20 protein-coding genes and 1 pseudogene are annotated in these 18,205 nt (G+C 62.3%); 18 read left to right on the plus strand and 3 right to left on the minus strand.

Features of this window, described 5'->3' with window-relative positions; genetic code table 11:
* From HY836_RS13280 to HY836_RS13315, 8 genes and pseudogenes are all read left to right on the plus strand, one after another.
* Window positions 1-303 (plus strand): annotated as a pseudogene (locus tag HY836_RS13280) (50S ribosomal protein L2); the annotation flags it as partial.
* Window positions 304-316: 13 nt separating this feature from the next.
* A complete protein-coding gene (rpsS, locus tag HY836_RS13285; protein WP_035037932.1) occupies window positions 317-592 on the plus strand; it encodes a 30S ribosomal protein S19 in 276 nt (91 codons plus the stop codon).
* Between the two features lie 12 nt (window positions 593-604).
* Window positions 605-934 carry a 50S ribosomal protein L22 gene (gene rplV, locus HY836_RS13290; RefSeq protein ID WP_290641308.1) on the plus strand — a complete coding sequence of 110 codons (330 nt, stop codon included), beginning with the start codon at window positions 605-607 and terminating at the stop codon, window positions 932-934.
* A gap of 13 nt (window positions 935-947) precedes the next feature.
* On the plus strand, window positions 948-1,811 hold the full coding sequence (gene rpsC / locus HY836_RS13295; protein WP_290676636.1) for a 30S ribosomal protein S3: 864 nt from the start codon (window positions 948-950) through the stop codon (window positions 1,809-1,811).
* A 2-nt stretch (window positions 1,812-1,813) separates the two neighbouring features.
* Window positions 1,814-2,230, plus strand: coding sequence for a 50S ribosomal protein L16 (gene rplP, locus HY836_RS13300; RefSeq protein ID WP_035037937.1), 417 nt, complete (start codon window positions 1,814-1,816; stop codon window positions 2,228-2,230).
* Window positions 2,231-2,251: 21 nt separating this feature from the next.
* On the plus strand, window positions 2,252-2,452 hold the full coding sequence (gene rpmC, locus HY836_RS13305; protein WP_290676637.1) for a 50S ribosomal protein L29: 201 nt from the start codon (window positions 2,252-2,254) through the stop codon (window positions 2,450-2,452).
* Window positions 2,449-2,718, plus strand: coding sequence for a 30S ribosomal protein S17 (gene rpsQ, locus HY836_RS13310; protein ID WP_290676638.1), 270 nt, complete (start codon window positions 2,449-2,451; stop codon window positions 2,716-2,718). The genes rpmC and rpsQ overlap by 4 nt, the downstream gene beginning before the upstream one ends.
* A 154-nt stretch (window positions 2,719-2,872) precedes the next feature.
* Window positions 2,873-3,376 (plus strand): peroxiredoxin, encoded by a 504-nt coding sequence (locus HY836_RS13315; RefSeq protein ID WP_290676639.1) that lies wholly within the window; start codon window positions 2,873-2,875, stop codon window positions 3,374-3,376.
* A gap of 97 nt (window positions 3,377-3,473) precedes the next feature.
* Here the strand turns inward: HY836_RS13315 and HY836_RS13320 are convergent, their stop codons facing one another.
* Entirely contained in the window at window positions 3,474-3,974 is a 501-nt protein-coding gene (locus HY836_RS13320; RefSeq protein WP_290676640.1) for a DUF962 domain-containing protein, read from the minus strand.
* A 322-nt stretch (window positions 3,975-4,296) separates the two neighbouring features.
* Here HY836_RS13320 and HY836_RS13325 point away from each other — a divergent pair, with 322 nt between their 5' ends.
* The 3 genes from HY836_RS13325 to HY836_RS13335 all read left to right on the plus strand — a co-directional run bounded on the left by HY836_RS13325 (window position 4,297) and on the right by HY836_RS13335 (window position 8,006).
* Window positions 4,297-5,415 carry a 3-deoxy-7-phosphoheptulonate synthase gene (locus tag HY836_RS13325; protein WP_290676641.1) on the plus strand — a complete coding sequence of 373 codons (1,119 nt, stop codon included), beginning with the start codon at window positions 4,297-4,299 and terminating at the stop codon, window positions 5,413-5,415.
* Window positions 5,416-5,514: 99 nt separating this feature from the next.
* Complete coding sequence (locus HY836_RS13330; protein ID WP_290676642.1) at window positions 5,515-6,183, plus strand: response regulator transcription factor; 669 nt, start codon at window positions 5,515-5,517, stop codon at window positions 6,181-6,183.
* The gene (locus HY836_RS13335; protein ID WP_290676643.1) at window positions 6,180-8,006 is read left to right on the plus strand and encodes a hybrid sensor histidine kinase/response regulator; all 1,827 of its coding nucleotides are present in this window, start codon (window positions 6,180-6,182) and stop codon (window positions 8,004-8,006) included. The genes HY836_RS13330 and HY836_RS13335 overlap by 4 nt, the downstream gene beginning before the upstream one ends.
* Here the strand turns inward: HY836_RS13335 and HY836_RS13340 are convergent.
* Window positions 7,948-9,114: an MFS transporter gene (locus tag HY836_RS13340; RefSeq protein ID WP_290676644.1), complete on the minus strand. Its 1,167-nt coding sequence runs from the start codon at window positions 9,112-9,114 to the stop codon at window positions 7,948-7,950. The two genes, HY836_RS13335 and HY836_RS13340, sit on opposite strands and share 59 nt — an antisense overlap.
* A 13-nt stretch (window positions 9,115-9,127) precedes the next feature.
* Entirely contained in the window at window positions 9,128-10,087 is a 960-nt protein-coding gene (gene corA / locus HY836_RS13345) for a magnesium/cobalt transporter CorA (protein ID WP_290676645.1), read from the minus strand.
* Window positions 10,088-10,408: 321 nt separating this feature from the next.
* Here corA and HY836_RS13350 point away from each other — a divergent pair, with 321 nt between their 5' ends.
* The 7 genes from HY836_RS13350 (at window position 10,409) to HY836_RS13380 (ending at window position 18,197) form a co-directional block, all read left to right on the plus strand.
* Window positions 10,409-11,347, plus strand: coding sequence for a LysR family transcriptional regulator (locus tag HY836_RS13350; RefSeq protein ID WP_290676646.1), 939 nt, complete (start codon window positions 10,409-10,411; stop codon window positions 11,345-11,347).
* 84 nt (window positions 11,348-11,431) lie between these two features.
* Window positions 11,432-12,664 carry an acyl-CoA dehydrogenase family protein gene (locus HY836_RS13355; protein WP_290676647.1) on the plus strand — a complete coding sequence of 411 codons (1,233 nt, stop codon included), beginning with the start codon at window positions 11,432-11,434 and terminating at the stop codon, window positions 12,662-12,664.
* A 12-nt stretch (window positions 12,665-12,676) separates the two neighbouring features.
* Window positions 12,677-13,783, plus strand: a complete 1,107-nt coding sequence (locus HY836_RS13360) for a phosphotransferase family protein (protein ID WP_290676648.1) — start codon at window positions 12,677-12,679, stop codon at window positions 13,781-13,783.
* Window positions 13,784-13,813: 30 nt separating this feature from the next.
* On the plus strand, window positions 13,814-14,509 hold the full coding sequence (locus HY836_RS13365; protein ID WP_290676649.1) for a histidine phosphatase family protein: 696 nt from the start codon (window positions 13,814-13,816) through the stop codon (window positions 14,507-14,509).
* Window positions 14,510-14,581: 72 nt separating this feature from the next.
* Complete coding sequence (locus tag HY836_RS13370) at window positions 14,582-15,529, plus strand: alpha/beta hydrolase (protein ID WP_290676650.1); 948 nt, start codon at window positions 14,582-14,584, stop codon at window positions 15,527-15,529.
* A gap of 33 nt (window positions 15,530-15,562) precedes the next feature.
* The gene (locus HY836_RS13375) at window positions 15,563-16,318 is read left to right on the plus strand and encodes an SDR family oxidoreductase (protein WP_290676651.1); all 756 of its coding nucleotides are present in this window, start codon (window positions 15,563-15,565) and stop codon (window positions 16,316-16,318) included.
* 139 nt (window positions 16,319-16,457) lie between these two features.
* The gene (locus HY836_RS13380) at window positions 16,458-18,197 is read left to right on the plus strand and encodes a ShlB/FhaC/HecB family hemolysin secretion/activation protein (protein ID WP_290676652.1); all 1,740 of its coding nucleotides are present in this window, start codon (window positions 16,458-16,460) and stop codon (window positions 18,195-18,197) included.
* The last annotated feature ends 8 nt before the right edge of the window (window positions 18,198-18,205 follow it).

Below are 18,205 nucleotides of genomic sequence, written 5' to 3' on the forward strand. Positions count from 1 at the left end.
CGCCTGCGCTCCGGTGAAGTTCGCAAGATCCACATCGAATGCCGCGCCACCCTGGGTGAAGTGAGCAACGAAGAGCACAGCCTGCGTCAATACGGTAAGGCCGGTGCCATCCGCTGGAAGGGTATCCGCCCGACCGTTCGTGGCGTCGCCATGAACCCGGTGGACCACCCGCACGGTGGTGGCGAAGGCCGTACTGGCGAAGGTCAAGTCCCTGTGTCCCCATGGAACACATTGACGAAGGGCTATCGCACCCGCAACAACAAGCGCACGCAGACCTTCATTGTGTCGCGTCGCAAAAAGTAAGAGGTAGGCTGATATGGCTCGTTCTCTTAAAAAGGGTCCTTTCATTGACCACCACTTGGCCGCCAAGGTCGAGAAGGCAGTGGCTACCAAGGACAAAAAACCCATCAAGACCTGGTCGCGTCGTTCCACGATCCTGCCTGAGTTCATCGGCCTGACGATTGCTGTGCACAACGGCAAGCAACACGTGCCCGTGTACATCCAGGATCAGATGGTTGGCCACAAGCTCGGCGAGTTCGCCCTGACCCGTACATTCAAGGGTCACCCAGGCGACAAGAAAGCCAAGAAATAAGGAGCAGCAACGATGGAAACCAAAGCAATCGTTCGCGGCGTTCGCCTCTCTTGCGACAAGGGTCGCCTGGTGGCTGACCTTATCCGTGGCAAGAAAGTCGATCAAGCCCTGAACATTCTGGAATTCACCCAGAAGAAGGCCGCCGGCATCATCAAGAAGGCTCTGGAGTCGGCAATCGCCAACGCCGAGCACAACGACGGTGCTGACATCGACGAACTGAAGGTCAAGACCATTTATGTGGAGCAAGGCACCACGCTGAAGCGTTTCACCGCCCGTGCAAAGGGCCGTGGCAACCGCATCAGCAAGCCAACTTGCCACATCTATGTGACCGTGGGCAACTAAGCAGAGGCTGACTATGGGACAAAAAATCCACCCAACCGGCTTCCGCCTGGCCGTCACCCGCAATTGGGCATCGCGTTGGTACGCTACCAACCGCAACTTTGCCTCGATGCTGGCTGAAGACCTGGAAGTCCGTGAATTCCTGAAGAAGAAGCTCAAGAACGCGGCTGTGTCGCGCATCTTGATCGAGCGTCCCGCCAAGAGCGCCCGCATCACCATTTTCTCGGCTCGTCCGGGCGTGGTGATCGGCAAGAAGGGCGAAGACATCGAGAACCTGAAGCTCGAACTGGCCAAGCGTCTGAATTGCCCGGTCTCTGTGAACATCGAAGAAGTGCGCAAGCCTGAAGTCGATGCACAGCTGATCGCCGATTCGATCACGCAGCAGCTGGAAAAGCGCATCATGTTCCGTCGCGCCATGAAGCGCGCGATGCAGAACGCCATGCGTCTGGGTGCTCAAGGCATCAAGATCATGTCGTCCGGTCGTCTGAACGGCATCGAAATCGCTCGTACCGAGTGGTACCGTGAAGGCCGCGTGCCTCTTCACACGCTGCGCGCCGACATCGACTACGGCACCTCCGAAGCTCACACCACCTATGGCGTGATCGGCGTGAAGGTGTGGGTCTACCGCGGTGACCGTCTGGCCAATGGCGAAGCCCCTGTGCTCAAGGGCGACGACAGCCAAGACGACCGTCGCAACCGTCGTGGTCCTCGTAACGACCGTCCTGGTGGCGATCGTCGTCCCGGCGGCCGTGGCGGCCCTGGCCGTGGTGCCCCTCGTGCTGATGGCGCTCCAGCTGATGGCAGTGACAAGCCTGCTGTCGCCGCTGATGCCAAGCGCGTTCGCAAGGTAGCACCTGCTGCCGAGGCGAAAGGAGAATAAACATGTTGCAACCTAATCGTCGCAAGTTCCGTAAGGAACACAAGGGCCGTAACACGGGTGTTGCCACCCGCGGTGCTGATGTGTCCTTTGGTGATTTCGGCCTGAAGGCGACCGAACGTGGCCGTATTACGGCTCGTCAGATCGAAGCCGCACGTCGTGCGATTTCGCGTCACATCAAGCGTGGCGGTCGTATCTTCATCCGCATCTTCCCGGACAAGCCCATTTCGAACAAGCCCGCCGAAGTCCGTATGGGTAACGGTAAGGGTAACGTCGAGTACTACGTCGCTGAAATTCAGCCCGGCAAGGTGCTCTACGAGATCCAGGGCGTGCCCGAAGAACTCGCTCGCGAGGCGTTCACGCTGGCCGCTGCCAAGCTGCCACTGAGCACCACGTTCGTTGGCCGCCAGTTCGGCATCTAATCTAGGCGTAAGGAGAAAGTTATGGCGAAAGCCTCTGAACTGCGCGCCAAGGATGTGGCCGCACTGGAAACCGAAATCAAGGACTTGCTGAAGTCGCACTTCAACCTGCGTATGCAGCGTGCTACCCAGCAGCTCAATGACCACTCGGCTCTGAAGAAGACTCGTCGCGACATCGCTCGCGTCAAGACGATTCTGGCTGAGAAGAAAGGAGCCGCCCAATGACGGAAGCTCAAACCAAAGTGACCCGTACCCTCGTGGGTAAGGTTGTCAGCGACGCTCGCGCCAAGACCGTGACCGTGCTGGTCGAGCGTCGTGTCAAGCACGAGCTTTACGGCAAGATCGTGGCCAAGTCGAGCAAGTACCATGCTCACGACGAGAACAATGAGTTCAAGTTGGGTGACGTGGTCGAGATCACGGAAAGCCGTCCTCTGTCCAAGACCAAGAACTGGGTTGTGTCCCGTCTGGTCGAGAAGGCACAAGGCGTCTGATCTTTGACGACTTTGGTGATCTGATCGATTGCCACAATGCCGCCGGGGAGTAATCCTCGACGGCAGCAAGCAAAACCGGCTTGCCAGTCATACTGGCGGCCGGTTTTTTCTTTTTCTGAACGTTTTTCAGCAGACCACGAACAAGGAGTTGGTGATGATCAAAGTCGGAGACAAGCTGCCCGCAGGCACATTGTTCGAGTACATCGAGGTGGAGGGCGAAGGTTGCAGCCTGGGTCCCAATGCGTTCGACATCAGCAAGTCGACCGCCGGCAAGACCATTGCCATCTTCGGCTTGCCCGGGGCCTTCACGCCGACCTGCTCGGCCCAGCACGCACCGGGCTATATCGCCAAGGCTGATGCCTTCAAGGCTGCAGGTGTGGATGAGATCTGGTGCGTGTCCGTCAACGACGCGTTCGTGATGGGGGCCTGGGGCCGTGAGTTGAAGGCAGCGGGCAAGGTGCGCATGTTGGCCGATGGCAGCGCGGACTTCGCCAAAGCCACAGGCCTGACACTGGACCTGGCCGCCAAGGGCCTGGGCCTGCGCTCCGGCCGCTACAGCATGCTGGTCAAGGACGGCGTGGTCACGGCCTTGAACGTGGAAGACGGCGGCGGCTACAAGGTCAGCGATGCCGAGACCTTGCTGGCGCAGATCAAATAACTCACCCGCAGATCGGGCAGCAAAAAGGCGGCTTCATGAGCCGCCAGTTTTTTGCTTGGACGCCTTGAAGCGGTGTGATGCGCAGGCGCGGCGTTGATCAGCGAGGCGAGCCAGCCCGCGCATTGACCTCGGCTTCGACTTCCTTGCGCATGCCCATCAGAAAGCCTGCTTCGGCGGCGATGAACAGGGGCCCGATCAGCAGGCCAATGATGTCATCGACAAAGGCGGGTTTGCGGCCTTCGAAGTAGTGCCCGATGAACTGGATGACCCAGCCGACAAAGAACAGGCCGCCGCCGACGCTCAACCAGGTGCTGGTGGGCAGCCCAGACAGTGAATGGGCCAAGACCAGGCAGCCCCAGAGGTAGGCGCCCAGCACCACGCCATAGCGCACATCCAGTCGCAGGTAGTAGGCGGTCACCAGTGCGGAGATCACGGCGCCCGGCGTCAGCCAGAGCAAGTCTGGCGACAGGGCCGGACGGGACAGCAGGATGCACACGGACGCCACGATCATCGGGATGCCGATGAAGTGGGTGACGATGTTGCGGCGGTCCCGGTGATAGGCGGCGTACTGGCTGAGTTGTTCTGTCAGGGTCTTCATGTCGACTTGAGGCGGTACTGGATTGTTGAGGATGCTAGCGGGCCCAGCGTGCGCAAGGTGTCACGTACCGGACGATTGCGTGTAACTTTGGCTATCGAGCCGATCGCTACAGATCAAACCGCGCCTCGAACAACCGTGCTACATTAACAAACATGAATCGCGCTCGCTTTTACTTTTGGTACTTTTACTTCTCGCCCGCAACCGGCGCAGGAGTGGCCAACGCGTAAGCGAACCACACCAGATCCTGAAAACCGCCGGTCTACCCCGGCGGTTTTTTTTCGACTTTGATTCGTCCGTAACATCGCCCGCAACAGGAAGCCCCATGAACGCCAAATCCAGTGCCGCAGAAGGCTGGGTACCGCCCGCCGACAAGACCTCGCAGACCGACGATCAGCGCATCAAGAACGTGACGCCGCTGCCGCCGCCCGAGCACTTGATCCGCTTCTTCCCGATTCGCGGCACGCCCGTCGAGACGCTGGTGTCGAGCACACGCAAGGCCATCGGCAAGATCGTGCACGGCAAGGACGACCGCATGCTGGTCATCATCGGCCCTTGCTCCATCCACGACCCGGCTGCGGCCATCGAGTACGCCCGCAAGCTGCTGGTGCTGCGTGAACAGTACGCCGACACGCTGGAAGTCGTGATGCGCGTGTACTTCGAGAAGCCCCGCACGACCGTGGGCTGGAAGGGCCTGATCAACGATCCGTACATGGACGAGAGCTTCAAGATCGACGAAGGCCTGCGCATGGCCCGTCATCTGCTGCTGGAGATCAACCGCCTGGGCATGCCCGCTGCCAGCGAGTTCCTGGATGTGGTCTCGCCTCAGTACATTGGTGACCTGATCAGTTGGGGCGCCATCGGCGCGCGCACGACCGAAAGCCAGGTGCACCGCGAACTGGCTTCCGGCTTGAGCGCCCCCATCGGCTTCAAGAATGGCACGGACGGCAACATCAAGATCGCCACGGACGCCATCCAGGCTGCCGCCCGCCCGCACCACTTCCTGTCGGTGCACAAGAATGGCCAGGTCGCCATCGTCGAGACGGCCGGCAACCCAGATTGCCACGTGATCCTGCGTGGCGGCAAGGCGCCGAACTATGACGCCGAGAGCGTGGCGGCTGCCTGCAAGGATCTGGAGTCAGCCAAGCTGCATCCTTCACTGATGGTGGACTTCTCGCACGCCAACAGCTCCAAGCAGCATGAGCGTCAGGTGGTGGTGGCCAAGGACATCGCCGAGCAGGTCTCTGGCGGTTCGACGAAGGTGTTCGGTGTGATGGTGGAAAGCCACCTGTGCGCTGGTGCTCAGAAGTTCACGCCTGGCAAGGATGATCCGTCCAAGCTGGTTTATGGGCAGAGCATCACCGATGCCTGCATTGGCTGGGATGATTCTGCGAACGTGCTGGGCATCCTGTCGGACGCCGTGAAGGCGCGACGCGCTCGCTGAGATCACCCTTAAGAGGGGAATCAGGGCCGATCCTAGGTGATCGGCCTTTTTTATTGGCGATGAGGCGCGATACTGCGAAGAAGTGTCTGTTTCTGCTTCATGAGTGCTGCAAGTCCCCATTTTTTGCTGGTTGATGACCACGCCCTGTTTCGCACCGGGCTGGGGATGATGCTGTCGCAGAACTGGCCGCAATCACGGGTGACGCAAGCCACGACGCTGACCCAGGCCAGAGCCGTGCTGGCACAGGAGCAGCCCGATCTGATCCTGCTGGATGTGCACCTGCCGGATGGGCACAGCCTGATGGACTTGCCCACCTTGCGTGCGTTGGCGCCAGATTGCCCCGTGCTGATGATGTCAGCGGAAGTCAATGGGCAGCAGATCCTGCAGGCCAGGCAGGCCGGCGTGACGGGTTTTCTGCCCAAGGTGGCCTCGGCCTCGGAGGTGCTGGAGGCCGTGCGCTCGGCGCTGGGGGGGCAGATGTCGTATGCGGCGGTGCCGTATGAGGTGCTGTCTCAGGCTGGTGGCGAAGGCGATACACCTGCTGCCGTGATGGAGGTCGCCGAGGCCGAACTCCGTCTGAATGATCGCCAGTTGAACATCCTGCGCTACCTGGGCCGCGGCACGCCGAACAAGGCGATTGCGCGCCAGATGGGCATGAACGAGAGCGAAGTGCGTGCGGAGGTGTCCTGGTTGACGGAGTGGCTGGGCGCGACCAGTCGCGAGCAGGCGCATGCCGAAGCAGTGGCTCGCGGGCTGTTGCAGCCATGAACCTGCGCATGCTGCTGGCGCGTGCCTGGCGCTTTGACAGCCCGAGGGTGCTGTCCGCGCAAATGGAGTTGCTGGACCGCAACCTGCCCTATGCCTTCGTGATCTCGGCCGTGGCGGCCTTATTGACCGGGCTGATCTGCAGCCGGGCGCTGCACTTGCCGGGTGCCTGGAACTGGGCCATGGCCACATGCGGCATGTCCCTGCTGTGCCTGTCCGTGCGGCAGGCTTTGCCCAGGCCCACCGATCGCGGCAAGGTGCTGATCTACGCGCACATGGTGCGATTGCTGGCCGGCCTCAGCGGGGTGTGTTGGGGCGCTTTCGGGGTGTTGCTGCTGGACCAGCCCAACCCCATGTCGATCGCCATCGTGCTGTGCGTGACGGCGGGCATCAATTCAGGGGGGCTGGCCGTGTTCGCGCCTTCGTGGCCTGTGGCCGTCACCTATTGGGTGACCAACATCGTGCCGGTGATGGCGGTGCTGCTGCGCTCGCGAGATGAGCTCAGTGTGATGATGGGGCTGGCGGTCATGCTCTACCTCATCGCGATGACGGTGTTTTCCTACTTCGCGTCGCGGGGTGCCTTGAGGGCCATCGAGCTGGGCTTCGAAAACGAGGGTCTGGTGTTGCGCTTGCGGGATCAGACCCAGCGAGCACTGGACGCCCGCCAGGTGGCAGAGCAGGCACTGGCGGAGGCCGAAGATGCCAACCGCGCCAAGACAGTATTCCTGGCTTCCGCCAGCCATGACTTGCGCCAGCCTTTGCATGCCATGGGCTTGTTCCTCAATGCGCTGGCTCGTGCCGAACTGAACGGCCGTCAGCATCAACTGCTGGAGCAGGCTCAGGCGTCAGCTCAGGCCACGGGCGAGATGCTCAACACCCTGATGGACTTTTCCAAGGTGGATGCAGGGGTGGTCAAGCCGCAGATGCAACCCTTCGCCTTGCAGCCCATGCTGCGCAAGCTGGAGCGCGAAATGGCGCCGTTAGCCGAAGAGAAGGGCCTGGCTTTCCGCATGCGGGACACTTCGGTGATCCTGCACGCCGACCCTGCCTTGGTCGAGATGATCCTGCGCAATCTGGTGCTCAATGCCATCCGCTATACCGAGCATGGGGCTGTGTTGATGGCGTGCCGTCGGCGTGGTGCGAGGGCATTGGTCGAGGTGTGGGATACCGGCATTGGCATTCCCGGGGATCATCACGCCGAGATCTTCCGGGAGTTCCACCAGTTGGGCAACCCGGAACGCGATCGTCGCAAGGGCCTGGGTTTGGGACTGGCCATTGTGGAAGGGTTGGCCAGGGCGATGAGCGTGGACGTGTCCTTGAAGTCGGTGCCGGGGCGGGGCTCGGTATTCAGGCTGGCGCTGCCGGTCAGCCAGTCGCCATGGCACGAGGCCGATGTCCTGCAGCACGATGAGCCTGATCTGAGTGGGTTGCGTGTGCTGCTGATCGACGATGATGAAACTGTGCGGGCGGCCATGTGCGATCTGCTGGCCGGTTGGGGGTGCTGGTGTGAAGCCGTGGCCTCTGATGATGAGGCCTTGCGGGTTTTGAACCGTTTCGATCCGGATGTGGTGCTGGCGGATTACCGTTTGCGCAGCCACCGCACCGGGCTGCAGGCTGTGGAGGCCGTGCGCAAGCGATTGGGCCACGACGTACCCGCGGCCATCATCACGGGGGACACGGCTGTGGAACGCTTGCGTGAGGCGCATGACAGCGGGCTGCCTTTGCTGCACAAGCCGGTGCCTGCAGACCGCTTGCAGTCCACCTTGTTCAGCTTGTGGCGCGAGGCCGTGAACCGTCAGCCCTTGTCTGCATCAGCAGCAGGCTGAGCGCGAGCACGGCCAGCCAGCTGCCTTGGCCGCCCACGCCAAAGTGATCGAACACCCAACCGCTGATGAGCGGCCCCAGGGCGCCGCCAGCCGTGTAGCCGGCGATCATGGCTGAGGTGCCTGCCAGGGCGGAGCTGTCGGCAAAATCATGGGCCACGCGGATCATGCTCAAGGTGTAGAGGGCACCGCCAATGCCGCCCCAGGCCGCGGCACAGATCCAGATCAGTGAGGGCCAGGTGGCAGCCTGCACGAAGGCGACGGCGCTGAGCACCAGCACGCCGGCCCCCAGGGCAAACAGGCGCCGGGCGGGCATGTGGTCGGCCAGCCACCCGGTGGGGTACTGGAAGAGGAAGCTGCCCATGCCGAGGGCGCCCGCAATCGAGGTGGCGGCCGCCAGGTTCATGCCGATCTGTGAGCCATAGGCCGTGGTGATGGAGCCCAGGCCCACTTCAAACACGCCGCCCACCACGGCGGCCCAGGCCAGTGCCGGCCGAAAACGCCAGGCGCTCATCAGGCTCATGGGCTCGTGGTCATCGTGCATGGCCTTGAGTCGGGTGATGGCCGGCGCCAGTGTGATCAGCAAGCCCAGCGCCAGGCCGCCTGCGGCGATGGCGTTGGACTCGGTCGGGCCGATACCCAGCAGGCCCGGCAGCATGGGGCCCAGGGCCATGCCGGCGCCCAGGAGCGCCTGATACAGCCCGGTGAGGCGCCCACGGTGGCTGGGCGGCACATTGTGGGCAATCAGGGCTTCGGTGGCGTTCCAGGCTGCCGCCGCGCCCATGCCGGCCATCAGGCCCAGGGCGCACCAGACGCGGTAATCCGACGTGACCAAGTAACCCAGGCAGGAGATCAACTCCAGCAGCAAACCGACCCGGTAGGCCTGGCCCACACCGATGCGCGCAAACACGTGCGGCACCAGCGGCACCAGCATGGCCACGCTGATGAAGGGCAGCATGGCAAACAGCCCGATCGCGGTGTTGCTGGCGCCACTGGTTTGCAGGCGCACGGCGAGCACCGGATTGAGCAGGCTGTAGCTCAGCACCACCAGTGTGGTGCCCAGCATCACGCGCAGCAGGCCTGGCGCGAGAGTCAAGCGGGGCGCGCTCACGGGTGTTGGCGCTTCAATTCAGCCAGCCTTTTCGACGGAAATACCAGAATGGCGTGACGGCCGACATGAGCATCAACACGACGGCAAATGGGTAGCCCAAAGACCAGTTCAGTTCCGGCATGGCCTGGAAGTTCATGCCGTAAATGCTGGCAATCAGTGTGGGGGGCAGGAAGGCCACGGAGGCCACCGAGAAGATCTTGATGATCTTGTTCTGGTTGATGTTGATGAAACCGACCGTGGCGTCCATCAGGAAGTTGATCTTGTCGAACAGGAAGGCGGTGTGGCTGTCCAGCGAGTCGATGTCGCGCAAAATCTGGCGGGCTTCCTCGAACTGGTCGGCATTGAGCATGCGGGCGCGCATCATGAAGCTCAGCGCGCGGCGCGTGTCCATCACGTTGCGGCGAATGCGGCCATTCAAGTCTTCCTGGCGGGCGATGGCGGCCAGGGCGTCGGCGGCAGCAGCGTCGTTCACCTCGTTTTGCAGCACCTTCTTGCTGACCTTTTCCAGGTCGTCGTAGATGCCCTCGAGCGTGTCGGCGGAGTACTCGGCGTCGGCGTCGTACAGCTTGAGCAGCACGTCCTTGGCGCCTTCAATCAGGGCCGGGATGCGGCGCGCGCGCATGCGCAGCAGGCGGAACACCGGCAGGTCTTCCTTGTGGACCGAGAACAGCACGTTTTCATGCAGGATGAAGGCCACGCGCACGTTGCGTGGTGTTTCGTCATCGTCGATCAGAAAGTCCGAGCGAATGTGGATGGCGCCTTCGTCTTCATAAAAACGGGCGGACTCTTCCAGGTCGTCATCAATGATGTCGGCAGGAATGACCAGGCCGAACTTGACGGCGATCCAGCCTTTTTCTTCCGGGGTGGGGTCTTCCAGGTCGACCCAGACCGGACGAGCAGGTGTCAGCTCGTCGAGGCTGTCGATTTCTTCCTGAAACAGCCGGCCGTTGGCCAGCGTGAACACGTTGAGCATGCGAACTCCAGCACTTGGGCGCCATCACGGCATGGTTGAACCGTGTGACGCGAAGCTTGGGTGAGAAGGGGTGATGTGGTGTGCCGCCCCCTCCCGCTGTCAGCCCCGTTGTTCAGGGCACACCTGGTTTGCGCGCCCCTGATTGCAGGGCCGGACCGGGTGGCTGGAGTGGGCGGTCACCTAGGGTGACTGTCCAAGGTGATCGCTCCAATGGCGCCGCTTTGGCGGCGAGGCTTTGATTATCGCTCGCTATGCTTGCCCATAAGGTGGGATGTGCTGCAAAAAGGTCCCGTGTTCCGGGTGGGTGTATGGTTTGGGGCCATGGCCATTCCGCTTTCCCGCATCGACCTCAACCTGTTTCGCGTGATGGATGCCGTGTACGAGCACGGCGGCATCTCCGGCGCCGCGCGGCATCTGCATCTGAGCCAGCCGGCCGTGAGCCACGCGCTGGCCCGCTTGCGGCGCCTGTGGGGTGACCCGCTGTTTGTGCGGCAGGGCAACAACATGGTGCCCACAGAGTTGACCAGGCGGGTGATCGGGGAGGTGCAGGCGCACTTGCGGGGCTTGCAATCCCTGATGGCGCAAGCCGAGACCTTCGACCCCGCAACGCTGGACATGACCCTGCGCCTGGGCATGCGCGATGTGCTGGAGGCCATCACCTTGCCGCCTCTGGTGGCCAGCCTGAGCAAGGTGGCGCCCCGCGCGCGCCTGGCCAGCGTGCGGGTGCCGCGCGACGCGCTGGAGCGGGTGCTGACGCAAGGCGAAGTCGACCTGGTGATCGACCGCGAGCGGCGTGTGGGCGGGCGCATCAAGGGCGAGCACCTGGCCGATGAAAAGCTGGCGGTGTTGATGCGCAAGGGGCACCCTTTGAGCAAGCGACGCTGGGACCTGGCGGCGTATTTCAAGTGCCAGCACGTGATGGTGACGCTGCAACCTGATCAGCCCGACCCGCTGCAGCCCGTGTGGGCGGCCAAGGGCCTGGGCGAGCGCGACGTGATCCTGCGCTGCCAGCACTACTTTGCGGCGGCCAACGTGGTGGCCCACAGCGACGCCTTGTTGACGCTGCCCCACACCTATGCCGAAGAGCTGACCCGGGCCTTGCCGCTGGTGCTGCGCGAGTTGCCTGCGCCGGTGCCGACGATGGCCATCTGGATGTACTGGCATGCCGACCGTGACGGCGACCCGGTGCACCGCTGGATGCGCGACAGCGTGGCCGACGGCGCGCGCCAGGCCATGCAGCTTATGCATGACTTGCGATGAAAATTCATCATTTGATGCACAGCTTGAGCCGGCGTAGCATCCCGTGTATTGATCCTCACATGACGACCCCATCAGGAGACCAGCATGGACTTCCAGCCCAGTGACCGCGCCAAGAAAACCGCCGAGCGCGTGCGTGCCTTCATCAAGGAACACATCGAGCCCATCGAGGGGCAGCACTGGCACGAGATCCTGGGGCAGCGCCACGGTGAAGACTGGACGCAGTGGAAGATCCCGCCGCGCGTGGAAGAACTGAAAGCCAAGGCCAAGGCCGAGGGCCTGTGGAACCTGTTCCTGCCTGATCCCGAACTGGGCGCAGGCCTGAGCGTGCTGGAGTACGCCTTCAGCGCCGAAGAAACCGGCCGCTCGATGATGGCGCCCGAAATCTTCAACTGCAATGCCCCGGACACCGGCAACATGGAGGTGATCTGGAAGTACGGCAGCGACGAGCAGAAGAAGCAATGGCTGACGCCGCTGCTGGCCGGCGAGATGCGTTCGGTGTTTTTCATGACCGAGCCCGATGTGGCCTCGTCTGACGCCACCAACATGGCGGCCACCGCCGTGATCGAGGGCGACGAGATTGTGCTGAACGGCAAGAAGTGGTGGTCGTCCGGCGTGGGTGATCCGCGCTGCAAGATCGGCATCTTCATGGCGCTCACGCCCAACCCCGATCTGGGCCGCCACAACCAGCACTCGATGGTGCTCGTGCCCATGGACACCCCGGGCGTCGAGATCAAGCGCATGCTGCCCGTGTTCGGCGAATACGACGAGCCACATGGCCACGGCGAGGTGCACTTCAACAATGTGCGCGTGCCGGTGAGCAACTTCATTGCCGGGCCGGGCAAGGGTTTCGAGATCGCGCAGGGCCGTTTGGGCCCCGGCCGCATCCACCACTGCATGCGCTGTATTGGCGCGGCCGAGAAGTCGCTGGAGCTGGCGATCAAGCGCGGCATCGAGCGCACGGCCTTCAAGAAGCAGCTGATCAACCTGGGCGGCAACCGCGAGCGCATCGCCGAAGCCCGTGTGGCCATTGACCAGGCCCGCCTGCTCACGCTGCAAGCGGCGTGGAAGATCGACACCGTGGGCGTGATGGGCGCGCTGACCGATGTGTCCGCCATCAAGGTGGTGGCCCCGACCATGCTGCAAAACGTGGTGGACTTCGCCATCCAGATGCACGGGGGCATGGGTGTCTCGCATGACGTGCCTTTGAGCGCCTTCTTCAACCAGGCCCGCAGCCTGCGCCTGGCCGACGGCCCCGATGAGGTCCACAAGGGCATGATCGCCCGCCTCGAGTTGATGAAATACGGCGTGATGAAGTAAGCGGGACTGACATTGAGCGACAACACGAACAACAAAGGCATCGAAGACCAGGGCGGGCGCGTCCGTGCTGGTGAAGAGCTCAATGTGGCCGGTGTGGACGCGTGGCTGAAAGGCCATGTGCCCAGCTTGCAAGGCCAACCCGAAATCACGCAGTTCTCGGGTGGCGCCTCGAACTGGACTTACCGCCTGAAGTACGCCAGTGGCGAGCATGGCGGCGACTTCATCCTGCGCCGCCCACCCGCTGGCACCAAGGCCAAGGGCGCGCATGACATGGGTCGGGAATACCGCGTGCAAAAGGCGCTCAAGCCCGTGTACCCCGTGGTGCCCACCATGATCGGCCTGTGTGAGGACGAGGCCGTGACCGGCAGCGAGTTCTACGTGATGGAGCGCATCGCCGGCATCATCCCGCGCAAGAACATGCCGCGTGGTTTGAGCCTTGACCAGCGCACCACACGCCAGTTGTGCACCAACGTGCTCGACAAGCTCGTCGAGCTGCACCAGGTGGATGTGCAAGCCACTGGCCTGGACAGCCTGGGCAAGGGCAGCGGTTATTGCAAGCGCCAGATCGAAGGCTGGAGCGACCGCTATACCAAGGCCAAGACCTGGAACGTGCCCTCATACAGCTACGTGATGGCCTGGCTGAAAGAGCGCACACCGCAAGATGTGGCCAACGTCGTCATCCACAACGATTGGCGCTTCGACAACGTGATCCTGGCCGAGCAGGACCCGACCAAGGTGATCGGTGTGCTCGATTGGGAAATGGCCACGCTGGGCGATCCGCTGATGGACCTCGGCAACGCCCTGGCCTACTGGATCCAGGCCGATGACAACAAGCTGATGATGGCCACGCGCCGCCAGCCCACGCACTTGCCTGGCATGCTGACGCGGGAAGAGGCGGTGGACTACTACCTGGACAAGTCCGGCTACAAGCTGGATCGCCAGCGGGACTGGGTCTTCTACGAGGTCTATGGCCTGTTTCGCCTGGCCGTGATCGCGCAGCAGATCTATTACCGCTATCACCACAAGCAGACGCGCAACCCGGCGTTCAAGAACTTCTGGATCATCGTCAACTACCTGGATTGGCGCTGCAAGGGCCTGATCAAGCAGGCCCGGCGCTGATGCCCTGATCGGCCACGAAAGACACACACCATGGGTGCCATCTATCTACTGCGACACGGCCAGGCTTCGTTTGGCTCCAACAACTACGACCAGCTCTCGCCCACAGGCCATCAACAGGCCAAGGTGCTGGGTGCGGCCTTGAAGGCGCGTGGCGTGCAGCCCGATGTGCTGGTCAGCGGCACCATGCAGCGCCATCTGGAAACGGCGGCTGGGGCTTTGGGCGAAATGGGCGTCGAGCGCACGGGTATGCACCAGCACTCCGGCGTCAACGAGTTCGACCATGAAAACGTGATCGAAGTGGCCGAGCCTCGTTATGTGGACAAGCTCGTCATGATGAGCGACATGGCCGCCTCGGGGGACCCACGTCGCACCTTTCAGAAGTTCTTCCAGGATGCCGTGACCCGCTGGGTGGGAGGCAACCACGATGACGAATACAAGGAGCCGTGGTCCGTCTTCAAGCTGCGCGTGGTGTCGGCCCTGGAAGACCTGGTGAAGCAGACGCCGCCCAAGGGCAGCACGCTGGTGTTCACTTCGGGCGGCACGATCAGCGTGATCTGCGCCCACCTGCTGGGCCTCAACGATGCGCAGGCCTTCACCATCAACTGGACGCTGGCCAATGTGGGCATCACCAAGATCCAGGCCGGGCGCGATGGCTTGCATTTGTTGTCGGTGAACGAGCATGCACACGTCGAGGGTGTGCAACCGTCATTGCTTACATACCGCTGACATCACTGACGCATACTGACGGGCTGCAGCCGGCACGCGGACGCCGGCCTTGACTCAAACAGGACAGCAAAGATGAAAGCCCTCAAGATCGCTGGTGGTGTATTGGCTTTGGTGGTGGCGCTGGCAGGCGTGGGTGTGGTGACGGCGTGGGCGCCGGATCGCGCACCCGAAACCCTGACTGCCCGCTGGGCCCAGGCCCCCTCGCAGTTCGTGGCCGTAGACGGCATGCAGGTGCACCTGCGTGACGAAGGCCCGCGTGAAGATCCTCAACCCATCGTGCTGCTGCACGGTACATCGGCCAGCCTGCATACCTGGGATGGCTGGGTGGCCGCCTTGAAGGACAAGCGCCGCGTCATCCGCGTGGACATGCCCGGCTTCGGCCTGACCGGCCCGACCCCTGATGGCCAGTACACCTTGCCGGTCTACACCCACTTCGTTGTGGCTGTGATGGACAGGCTGGGCGTCAAGCAGGCCGTGATCGCGGGCAATTCCTTTGGTGGCAACATCGCCTGGAAGACGGCGGTGGACTATCCGGATCGCGTCAGCAAGCTGGTGCTGGTGGACGCGGCCGGCTATGCCTATCAATCCAAGTCGATCCCGCTGGCCTTCAAGCTGGCGCAGATCCCGGCCTTGCGCCCGGTCATGAGCAAGCTGCTGCCCCGCCGCATGATCGAATCCAGCGTGAGCAATGTGTATGGTGATCCGTCGAAGATCACGCCCGAGCTGATCGACCGTTATTACGAGCTGACGCTGCGCGCCGGCAACCGCGATGCCCTGGTGCAGCGATTCGTGCAGAGCAAGTCCGGCGAGTCTGAAGACCAGATCAAGACGATCACCAAGCCCACGCTCATCATCTGGGGCGGGCAGGATCACTTGATCCCACCAGACAACGCCGACAAGTTCCAGCGCGACATCCAGGGCAGCCGCCTGGCGGTGTTCGATGCCCTCGGCCACGTGCCGCATGAAGAAGACCCGGCATCGACCGTGGCCGCTGTGCTGACCTTCCTGGATCAGCACTGATCACACATCAAGACATTCGGAGACAGACACACCATGGCCCAACGCAGACAGAACATCCTCATCACCGGCGCCAGTTCGGGCCTGGGTGAAGGCATGGCACGCGAGTTCGCTGCCATGGGCCGTAACCTGGCCTTGTGCGCGCGGCGTGTGGACAGGTTGGTGGAGCTCAAGGCCGAGCTGGAGGCCAAACATCCTGGCGTGAAGGTTCATGTGCGCTCGCTGGATGTGAACCAGCATGAGCAGGTGTTCGAGGTTTTCCGTGCGTTCAAGCAGGACCTGGGGCAGATCGACCGCGTCATCGTCAACGCAGGCCTGGGCAAGGGGCAGCCGATTGGCAAGGGCCGCTTCGATGCCAATCTGCAAACGGCTCAGACCAACTTCATCGCCGCCCTGGCGCAGTGCGAAGCGGCGGTTGAGATCTTCCGTGCGCAGAACAGCGGTCATCTGGTCAGCATCTCCTCGATGAGCGCCATGCGCGGGTTGCCGCGCAATCTCACTACTTACGCGGCGACCAAGGCAGGCCTGGCGGCCTTGACCGAGGGCATCCGTGCAGACCTGCTGCGCACGCCCATCAAGGTCACCACGATCTATCCGGGCTACATCGAAACCGAGCTGAGCAGCAAGTCGGCCAAGACGCCTTTGATGGTGGATACGGCTTCGGGCTGCCGGGCCCTTGTGGCCGCCATCGAGCGGGAGCCCGCCAAGGCTTGCGTGCCGAGTTGGCCATGGACGCTGGTGGGTTGGTACATGCGTAACGCGCCGCTGTCCTGGATTGCGAAGATGTCTTGATTCTTGATATTTCGTAGCTTTTTGTCACCATTTGGCACGTTTGGCTGATTTCCCTACCCTCTAACGAGGGTGCTTGCACTAGATTTGCTCCTTCAAGCCGATCAGTGGGGTCGGCGTTCATGCAGCTCGTGGCAACTGAATGGCAAATCAAGCATCCAAGGTGGTAGCGTCGTACGCGGCGTGGGGTCTGGTTCTCACAGTGGCGAGTTCGCCGGCATGGGCGCAAAGCCCGGCCGATCTGGACGCGGCGCGGCGGCAGGCGGAGGCGCTGCAGCGGCAGCAGCAAGAGCAGATCAAGCGTGATCAGGATGCCTTGCAGCCTGGCGAGAAAGCGCCGGGTGGGGTTGATACCCGCAAGCTGGTTCCCAAGGTGGATGCGTCCAAGGCAGGTGGCAAGTGCCGTGACATTGGTGAGATTGTCATCCATGGCGCGCCGCGCCTGCCCTCGTCGGTGCGTGAGCAGATCGACAAGCAGTTCGCCGGGCACTGCCTGGGTGTGACCGAGATCGAGCAGATCCTGGGTGAAATCACCAAGGACTACGTGCTGCGTGGGTATGTCACCACCCGTGCCTATCTGCCTGCGCAAGACCTGAGCAAGGGCAAGCTGGAGATCACGGTCGTCGAAGGCACGATCGAGAAACTGCGCATTGAAGACAAGGGTAGCCGCAGCTTTGCGCCGGGCAACACCATTCCCGCCAAACCGGGCGACGTGCTCAACCTGCGTGATCTGGAGCAGGGCATCGATCAAATCAACCGCCTGGCCTCCAACAAGGCCACGCTGGACATCCAACCCGGCAGCCAGGCGGGTGGCAGCGAAGTGGTAATCCGAAATGAGCCCGAATCTTTCTATCACTGGTTGTTTTCGTTTGACAACCAGGGGAGCGTGCACACAGGCAAGAACCAGGGTGGCGTCAGCCTGTCGACCGACAGCTTGTTGGGATGGTCTGAGTTCATGCTGTTCACGCACCGTGAGGCCATCCCCGGTGAAAAGTTGAACACCTGGTCAACCAGCGATTCGTTCATGCTGAGTGTGCCCTACGGTTACAACACCTTCAGCTACAACGGCTGCATTTCGCGCTATGTGAGCACCATCCTGGCGCCGAGCGGTCTGGAGCTCATTGCCAGTGGTGACAGCACCTGCAATGCCGTGACCTGGGACCGGGTGGTCTACCGCGATGCGAGTACACGCGCCAATGTGTCGAGCACCTACACGAACAAGGAGTCGCGCAGCTATCTGGAAGGGCAGTTGCTGGGCGTGAGCAGCCGCAAACTGACCGTGCTGGATCTGGACGGCAATGTCACGACGGGTCTCGGGCCGGGCATTCTGGGGCTCAGCGTGGGCTGGGCAGAGGGCTTGAGTTCTGCCGGTGCCTTGCGAGACATGGATGACCTGCCTTTTGAGGCGCCTCGGGCGCAGTTCAAGAAGCTCAAGTACGGCGCATCCTACAGCCTTCCCTTCCAGTGGTTGGGGAATGAGTGGTCGCTCAATTCGACCTTGACGGGGCAATCGGCGCGCACGACGCTGTATGGCTCTGAGCAGATGGCCATTGGTGGCATCTACACCGTTCGCGGATTCGTGAACAGCACGCTGGCAGGCGACAGTGGTTATTACCTGCGCAATGACCTCTCCATGCGCCAGACGATCTCCTTGGCCGGGGTGGCTTTGCCTACACGTTGGTTCGTGGCCTTGGACATGGGAGCCGTGCGCAACCGCGTGCCGGAAGTGCCCCAAGGTTCGTTGGTGGGCGCGGCTCTGGGCGCGTCTATCAGCTGGAAGGGGGCCACCTGGGACATCTTCGGTTCCTGCCCCGTGGCCATGCCGCAATTCCTGAATCGGGAATCCTGCCAGACCTGGTTTCGCCTGAGCCTCGCGATCTGATCGATCGT

Origin of the sequence: Aquabacterium sp. (genome assembly GCF_016234775.1) — a bacterium.
Taxonomy (GTDB): domain Bacteria; phylum Pseudomonadota; class Gammaproteobacteria; order Burkholderiales; family Burkholderiaceae_C; genus Aquabacterium.

Excerpts from the sequence above, each read along its gene's own strand:
- HY836_RS13335 (WP_290676643.1), top strand. The coding sequence starts at position 6,180 with ATGAACCTGCGCATGCTGCTGGCGCGTGCCTGGCGCTTTGACAGCCCG.
- rpsS (WP_035037932.1), top strand. The coding sequence starts at position 317 with ATGGCTCGTTCTCTTAAAAAGGGTCCTTTCATTGACCACCACTTGGCC.
- HY836_RS13350 (WP_290676646.1), top strand. The coding sequence starts at position 10,409 with ATGGCCATTCCGCTTTCCCGCATCGACCTCAACCTGTTTCGCGTGATG.
- HY836_RS13330 (WP_290676642.1), top strand. The coding sequence starts at position 5,515 with ATGAGTGCTGCAAGTCCCCATTTTTTGCTGGTTGATGACCACGCCCTG.
- HY836_RS13365 (WP_290676649.1), top strand. The coding sequence starts at position 13,814 with ATGGGTGCCATCTATCTACTGCGACACGGCCAGGCTTCGTTTGGCTCC.
- rplP (WP_035037937.1), top strand. The coding sequence starts at position 1,814 with ATGTTGCAACCTAATCGTCGCAAGTTCCGTAAGGAACACAAGGGCCGT.
- HY836_RS13315 (WP_290676639.1), top strand. The coding sequence starts at position 2,873 with ATGATCAAAGTCGGAGACAAGCTGCCCGCAGGCACATTGTTCGAGTAC.
- rpsC (WP_290676636.1), top strand. The coding sequence starts at position 948 with ATGGGACAAAAAATCCACCCAACCGGCTTCCGCCTGGCCGTCACCCGC.
- rpmC (WP_290676637.1), top strand. The coding sequence starts at position 2,252 with ATGGCGAAAGCCTCTGAACTGCGCGCCAAGGATGTGGCCGCACTGGAA.
- corA (WP_290676645.1), bottom strand. The coding sequence starts at position 10,087 with ATGCTCAACGTGTTCACGCTGGCCAACGGCCGGCTGTTTCAGGAAGAA.
- HY836_RS13370 (WP_290676650.1), top strand. The coding sequence starts at position 14,582 with ATGAAAGCCCTCAAGATCGCTGGTGGTGTATTGGCTTTGGTGGTGGCG.
- rplV (WP_290641308.1), top strand. The coding sequence starts at position 605 with ATGGAAACCAAAGCAATCGTTCGCGGCGTTCGCCTCTCTTGCGACAAG.
- HY836_RS13325 (WP_290676641.1), top strand. The coding sequence starts at position 4,297 with ATGAACGCCAAATCCAGTGCCGCAGAAGGCTGGGTACCGCCCGCCGAC.
- HY836_RS13355 (WP_290676647.1), top strand. The coding sequence starts at position 11,432 with ATGGACTTCCAGCCCAGTGACCGCGCCAAGAAAACCGCCGAGCGCGTG.
- rpsQ (WP_290676638.1), top strand. The coding sequence starts at position 2,449 with ATGACGGAAGCTCAAACCAAAGTGACCCGTACCCTCGTGGGTAAGGTT.
- HY836_RS13320 (WP_290676640.1), bottom strand. The coding sequence starts at position 3,974 with ATGAAGACCCTGACAGAACAACTCAGCCAGTACGCCGCCTATCACCGG.
- HY836_RS13375 (WP_290676651.1), top strand. The coding sequence starts at position 15,563 with ATGGCCCAACGCAGACAGAACATCCTCATCACCGGCGCCAGTTCGGGC.
- HY836_RS13380 (WP_290676652.1), top strand. The coding sequence starts at position 16,458 with ATGGCAAATCAAGCATCCAAGGTGGTAGCGTCGTACGCGGCGTGGGGT.